Annotated in this window: 6 protein-coding genes and 1 pseudogene; 4 read left to right on the forward strand and 3 right to left on the reverse strand. The window is 58.9% G+C overall.

Going from position 1 to position 5,530, the window contains the following annotated elements:
• Positions 1-336: 336 nt before the first annotated feature.
• The gene (locus AX703_RS08005) at positions 337-1,326 is read right to left on the reverse strand and encodes a beta-propeller fold lactonase family protein (protein ID WP_197423649.1); all 990 of its coding nucleotides are present in this window, start codon (positions 1,324-1,326) and stop codon (positions 337-339) included.
• A gap of 200 nt (positions 1,327-1,526) precedes the next feature.
• Here AX703_RS08005 and AX703_RS27295 point away from each other — a divergent pair, with 200 nt between their 5' ends.
• The gene (locus AX703_RS27295) at positions 1,527-1,670 is read left to right on the forward strand and encodes a hypothetical protein (protein ID WP_156451969.1); all 144 of its coding nucleotides are present in this window, start codon (positions 1,527-1,529) and stop codon (positions 1,668-1,670) included.
• A gap of 4 nt (positions 1,671-1,674) precedes the next feature.
• Here the strand turns inward: AX703_RS27295 and AX703_RS08010 are convergent, their stop codons facing one another.
• Both AX703_RS08010 and AX703_RS08015 read right to left on the reverse strand, forming a co-directional pair.
• On the reverse strand, positions 1,675-2,505 hold the full coding sequence (locus tag AX703_RS08010) for a ZIP family metal transporter (RefSeq protein ID WP_062343557.1): 831 nt from the start codon (positions 2,503-2,505) through the stop codon (positions 1,675-1,677).
• Between the two features lie 9 nt (positions 2,506-2,514).
• Positions 2,515-3,033 carry a ferritin-like domain-containing protein gene (locus AX703_RS08015; protein ID WP_062343558.1) on the reverse strand — a complete coding sequence of 173 codons (519 nt, stop codon included), beginning with the start codon at positions 3,031-3,033 and terminating at the stop codon, positions 2,515-2,517.
• A 198-nt stretch (positions 3,034-3,231) separates the two neighbouring features.
• Between AX703_RS08015 and AX703_RS08020 the strand changes: the two genes are divergently transcribed.
• From AX703_RS08020 to AX703_RS08030, 3 genes and pseudogenes are all read left to right on the forward strand, one after another.
• Positions 3,232-3,588: a hypothetical protein gene (locus AX703_RS08020; RefSeq protein WP_062343559.1), complete on the forward strand. Its 357-nt coding sequence runs from the start codon at positions 3,232-3,234 to the stop codon at positions 3,586-3,588.
• An 82-nt stretch (positions 3,589-3,670) separates the two neighbouring features.
• Positions 3,671-4,252 (forward strand): annotated as a pseudogene (locus AX703_RS28840) (SDR family oxidoreductase); the annotation flags it as partial.
• A 606-nt stretch (positions 4,253-4,858) separates the two neighbouring features.
• Positions 4,859-5,530: hypothetical protein (locus tag AX703_RS08030; RefSeq protein WP_197423650.1), on the forward strand; the 672-nt coding region annotated here is incomplete at its 3' end.

A 5,530-nucleotide genomic window follows, 5' to 3' on the forward strand; every position in this document is an offset into this window, starting at 1 on the left:
TTTCCAGCGCCTTGGGAACCCCCTGCGATTCTATCCGGTCGGATTATGCTCTAGGACCAGAATCTGTCGTTCCAGTGTGGTTCCAAGAGCGTCATTGCCGCGCGCTAAGATGGCCGAGATAGTCGATCCTGCTTGATGTCTGGCCTGCGCACAGGGCATTTCGGGCCAACATCCTGCCCTGCATTCCATGGCGGCCGATCATGCACGGCAGCATCAAGATCTTAGTCCCACGACGCTTCTCCTTCGGCCAAAAACGGCCATAGGAAGAATGCCAGATTCCATTCGAGATATTCAGGCGCTCGCGGAGGTCTGGCCAAGCCGTAGCGGCGACCGCCTTCATGCACTCATTATGAATGCGGCCCCCGGCACAACGACATCGCAGAGGACGTTGCCTGCAGATGCGTCGATCGAGGAAACTATCCCATCCTTTTCGTGAGCGACCACAAGGTGCTTGTTCACTCTCGCGAAATGGCGTGGCGATTGGCCACCACTGGCAAAGCAAGCAACTTGGTGCAGCGCTCCTTGCATCACTCGGAACGCCACCAAAGTGTCGGCTCCGCGATTGCTTGTCCAAACCAGTTGATCTTCAACCAACAGATGCCCACCGAGATTGTCGGGCTTGTTCGACGGGTCAGTTCGCAAGGAGTCCATTGGCATAAAGGTGGCCTCCGTCTTGCAGAGTGCCGTCAGACTACTGGACAGTTCACCGTTGACCAAGATTTCGTTTCCCAACGCCATGAGGTGTCGCGGTCCAAATCCGGGCGGTGCGCAAAACATCTCGCGCTTGTCGTGAATTTCGCCTCCATTACCGACCGAGGCTGCAAATACCCGGTCAAGGCCGAGATCAGTGAAATAGAGCGTACTTCCTTCTTCCGCAAAGCGTGCGCAATGGATATGAGGACCAGCTTGCCGATCGGGATCAGGCCCATTGCCGCTGTTTTGCAGAACCCCGCTACAGCGCAACGGCGCCCCCGTCACAGGGTCGAGCGCGATGACGGCCACGGAACCGCTGTCGTAATTTGCCACGGCAAGAAGTGAGCGGTCCGGTGAGATGTCGAGAAAGCACGGTGCGGCACCGCCAGTCGAGGCGCTCCCCAAGAGCACCCATCGCTCGTCTTCCAGAAGCCAACCGGAGACTTGCCCGTCCTCTTGCTCGCAGACGAACCAGGCAGTCTGCAGGTCAGCACACCACAAGCCGTAACTTGCATCGACGATGCGCGGCTCCGCCCCTTCGATTTCGATCCTTCCGGCTTCGTCGATCGTCGCCGAGATCAGACCTTCTCCACCGTTGGCACTGTAGGTGCCGATCCAGAAACGGTGCTTCATCATAATACCCCCGGCAGCCTTACGACTTAAACTTCTGAATCTAAAGACGTTCCCTGAACAAGCAGCGTCGCTCGCGGCGAAAGCGCGCTTCGGCGCAGGTCAGGAAATGCCGCTTGAATGGCAGCGCCTCCAGATGAGCGAGATACAGCTGATCCAGTGCCAGCTTTGCCTGGTGGCACCCCGACAAGGAGCAGGGGCAGGTGCTGGAATTGCCCGGCAAGGGCAAGCTGGACGCTACGCGCCTGACTACCCATCGCTATCCGCCGGACCGGATCAACGAAGCATTCCACTGCGCAAACGACAAAGCGCGGACCGGCGCAGTGTTCATTGCAGTCGAAATGTAGCTGCTCAGCCCAAGGCAATGTCGAGGAAGCACATTACCACAAGACCACAGGCAAAGGCTGAAACCGGTCGGCGGAACCAATCGATGTGCAGTCTCGCTGACGCAGCGTTCCGCGCAATGTCTGGCATGATCTGCCCGCAGACAATCAGGAGCATGGCGCCGGCAGCAAGCGCGAGGCCCCAAGGCAGCAGGTCCTGCGCAACCGTGACCAGAACAGCCGCAGCCGTCCCGGCGATTGGTTCCACCGCGCCGGAGAGAGCGCCCCCTACAAAGGCACGCCCGCGCGACATGCCAGCCGCGACAAGCGCGCAAGCCACGGCAAGTCCCTCGGGAAGATTCTGCGTGCCGATCGCAACTGCGGTCGACAGGCCGCGAACAGTGTCTCCTTCTGAATATGCCATGCCGACGGCCGCGCCTTCCGGGATATTGTGAAGCGTGATGGCCAGGACGAGCAGCCAGACGGACTTTGGCCCCGCCAGACCGGCGGTTGCTCGATCGCTACTGCGCGCATCTTCGCAATTGAAGACCGCTTCGGGTACCGGCAGAACCGCCCCGAGCAGCGCCATGAAAAGTGCTCCACCAAGCGTGGCCGACAGGACGAGAAGCAGGGCAGACGTCGGCGAAAAGCCCTGCTCCTGCGCCGCCGCGATACCGGGCAGGATCAGCGAGAACACGGACGCCGCCAGCATGATGCCCCCCGCAAAGGCGAGGAGCGCCAACTGGCCACGATCCGACAGGCGTCGGATTCCCAGAACCGGCAATGCCCCGACAGCCGTGGCCAGGCCTGTGCCAAGGCTGGCCATCATTCCGGAAACAATGGCGGGCTCAGGCATCATGTACGAGGCCTAATGACTTGCCGTCTCACCCGAACTTCGCAGCGCCAGATATCGCTGCACAACCAGAGGCAACGTCTCATCGAGGAAGGTGACCATGGCCTGCTCCTCACGCAGGGTTTCCTCAAGCAGCGGCAGGGCTGTTTTAAAACCGCCCTGTTCGGCCATGACAATGAGCGCCTTGTAGCTCGCAACCTCGAAAGCCTCGAAAGCGGCATTGGCAAAGCAGTTCTTGAGAATTTCATCGGGCGCCAGCGCATGCATCATCGCAGCGACATTGCCGCCCAACTTCATCGTCGCGTCCTTGAATGCGCTCGCACTTTCCCCGAGTCCATCGAGGATCGTCTCGAGCCGCTGGATCTGACGCTCGGTCTCGCCACGATGGCTCCGCAGCCGCACTTCGACATCGGCATAATGGGCCAGCCGCTCGATCTGTCGATCGAGCAAGCTCAAGGCTTCTTCCTCCAGAGCGTGGGCATTGCGCAGCCCGACGACGAACGTGTGGCGGATGGCTTCTTGCTGTCCGGTCACGTCAGTTTCCGATCCTCGGAGCGGCAGAGAGGGGGCAACATCGTCCAGTCGATCCCATTGCGGCCCGCTGGCAAGTTAGCCCTGCCTTGGTATCCTGGACAAGCCGGCGAAGGCAGGTGCTACTGCTTGCTGCCGGACGGAACTTTGCGCGCCGTCAGCGCTTGTTGGTTGACAGTTCCAACATGAGGCAGGCCGGAAATGCGCTCAGCATCGATTGTAATTGCCTGCAGCCTCGTGATTGCCTGCAGCGAGAACAAAGCTCCTACTGTGATCGATGGCAGCAGCGAGGCCTCGTTCGAAAGCACTCTTGCAGCCGCCCGGCGCGATGTTGGACCGAAGGATCGCATCAAGCTTGAGGCTGCAATCCGCGAATTTCAGGCGCAGATGTTCGCAAAAGCCGATAACCGTCAGGAATACCAGAGACTGGTGAGGGAAGGCATGGACGGACTGACGGCGCCAGGCATCGTCAGGCAGTTCGACAAGGACGTTGACCGTGTAAGCGGACAGGCAGCGGATGCTGTGTTTGATGCGAAGCGCGCCATAAAGGATCTTTAAAGCAGCGTCGTTTAGCTTTGGCTCAAAACACGGTTTAAGAAAGGTTGCTTTCTAAGTCTACCGCGGACCGCCCTCAGCGGCGAGGATGTCAGTATCGAAAGCAGGCATCAACATGCTGACCCAGTCAGTTGCGACCGCATTTGGCCGTAAGAACATCCGCTGCAATGCTGTGGCTGCCTCGATGGTCCTGACCCCGCTTCTCAAGAGTTTTATCCCGGAACCGCTGCTCAAACTCAACGAGGATGCGACTCTGACGCCGTTGCTCGGAACGCCGGAGGATATTGCCCGTATAATGACCTTTCTTGCGTCAGACGATGCTCGTTGTCTGACAGGCCAGAGCATCCAGGCTGACGGCGGAACCACTGCACTTGCCCACATACGCGGCAGCAAGAGAGTTTTTCGGCGACACCTGAGAGATTGCCGACCGCTGCGGTTAATGCAGGGGCGGCGGCCGGCACGGCTGGTTCACAGTTGCGTTACGCGAGCAGCGGAAGTGACCTGGGCGCTCAAAAATCCTTTCGCTATCGTTTGCGAATTCCGAGCAATGCCCCGCGCTTTCCCTGGACTCGCGGGATTGATCCTGCGCGCTTCTGAGCGGTCCAAAATCGTTGTTCTTTTAAAGGACTTGGGGCGCGAGAACCCTAGATCACGGCAGGCGGTATAGGGGCTAACCTTGGAAAAGATGCTCCTACAGGAGGCCGCGCAAGGTATTTACTGAGCCCGCCCCTCGGCGAAGCTGCATTGATCACTTTGTGCGCCCATGCCATGTAGGAGCTACAGTACTGCCGCGTGCTTGGGGGTCAGCGATAGACGCAGCGGGTCGTGTCCCTCGCGGTGATGTAAGAGGGTTCCCTGAGAGGTTGGCCACCGTCAATCTGCAAGTGAAACTCGATACCGTTTGAATCCCACCACGAGATACTTTATCCCAATTTTTCAATGACTTATAAAGTTTTTTAGCGGAGGTGCGAGTTCATCAAGCTCCCTGACGCGGCGATTGCCGTTCCGATAGCGCGTCATCGAGTGAACGCTTGCGCTCTCGGCATCCAACTGCGAGCGTTGTCCCATGATCGAGCTTCAAACCATAGCGGAGGCGATCCCCCTTCCCGCAACGCCTTAAGGTTGGTTCGACTACGGGTACACCGCGCTGGCGGACGGGCGACTGGCACTCATTCGCACTCGGAAGGATGTTCATAGCGAGCACATGCGGTGGTGGGAGGCCGCAAAGGGTGGCTGGCGGTCGCCGAAATACCCCAAGGTCTGGCACGACGACATGCGTCTGTCGATCTTCGACGGAAGCACGGAGTCCAATGTGGCGGTGATGCCATCGGGCGCGCATCCTATCGTTGATCGGATGCCTGACGGTCGATGGCTGGTTGCAGGCTCTCGCGCCGACAGGGGAGAGAAAAACGGCGTGATCTATTCTGCGGATGGGCGGAAAGAGTCGGAGATGATCCTCGGCGACGGGATCGAAACCTTGCTATGCGCCTCTGACGCGACGATCTGGGTTGGCTATTTCGACGAAGGCGTATTCGGCGGAGAGAACAAAGATGGAAGCTGGCCTGTGTCATCGGGTGGTCTTGTTCAGTTTGACGCCACTGGCCGTGTTCTATGGTCATTCAACGAGCAGCATCGCGATGAGGGCGGGATTGACGACATTTACGCTATGACGCTCGTCGGCGATGAAATCTGGGCCTGTTATTACTCGGGCTTTCCTATCGTTCGGATCAGCGGAGGTAGGCCGGTGTTCTGGTCGAACAGCGTCGCCGGAGCAAAGGCCATTGCCGTGAAGGACGATATCGTGATGCTGGGCGGCGGCTACAGCGACGATGCCAAACGCATCACGCTCGTTAAGCTCGATGGGAAATCAAGTCGCGAGCTTGGTAGCTTGTCGTCCGTGAACAAAGCGAAGTTCGTTTCGGTGCCGGGTAGACCGGGTCTGTCA

The sequence above is a fragment of the Novosphingobium sp. CCH12-A3 genome, assembly GCF_001556015.1.
Taxonomy (GTDB): domain Bacteria; phylum Pseudomonadota; class Alphaproteobacteria; order Sphingomonadales; family Sphingomonadaceae; genus Novosphingobium; species Novosphingobium subterraneum.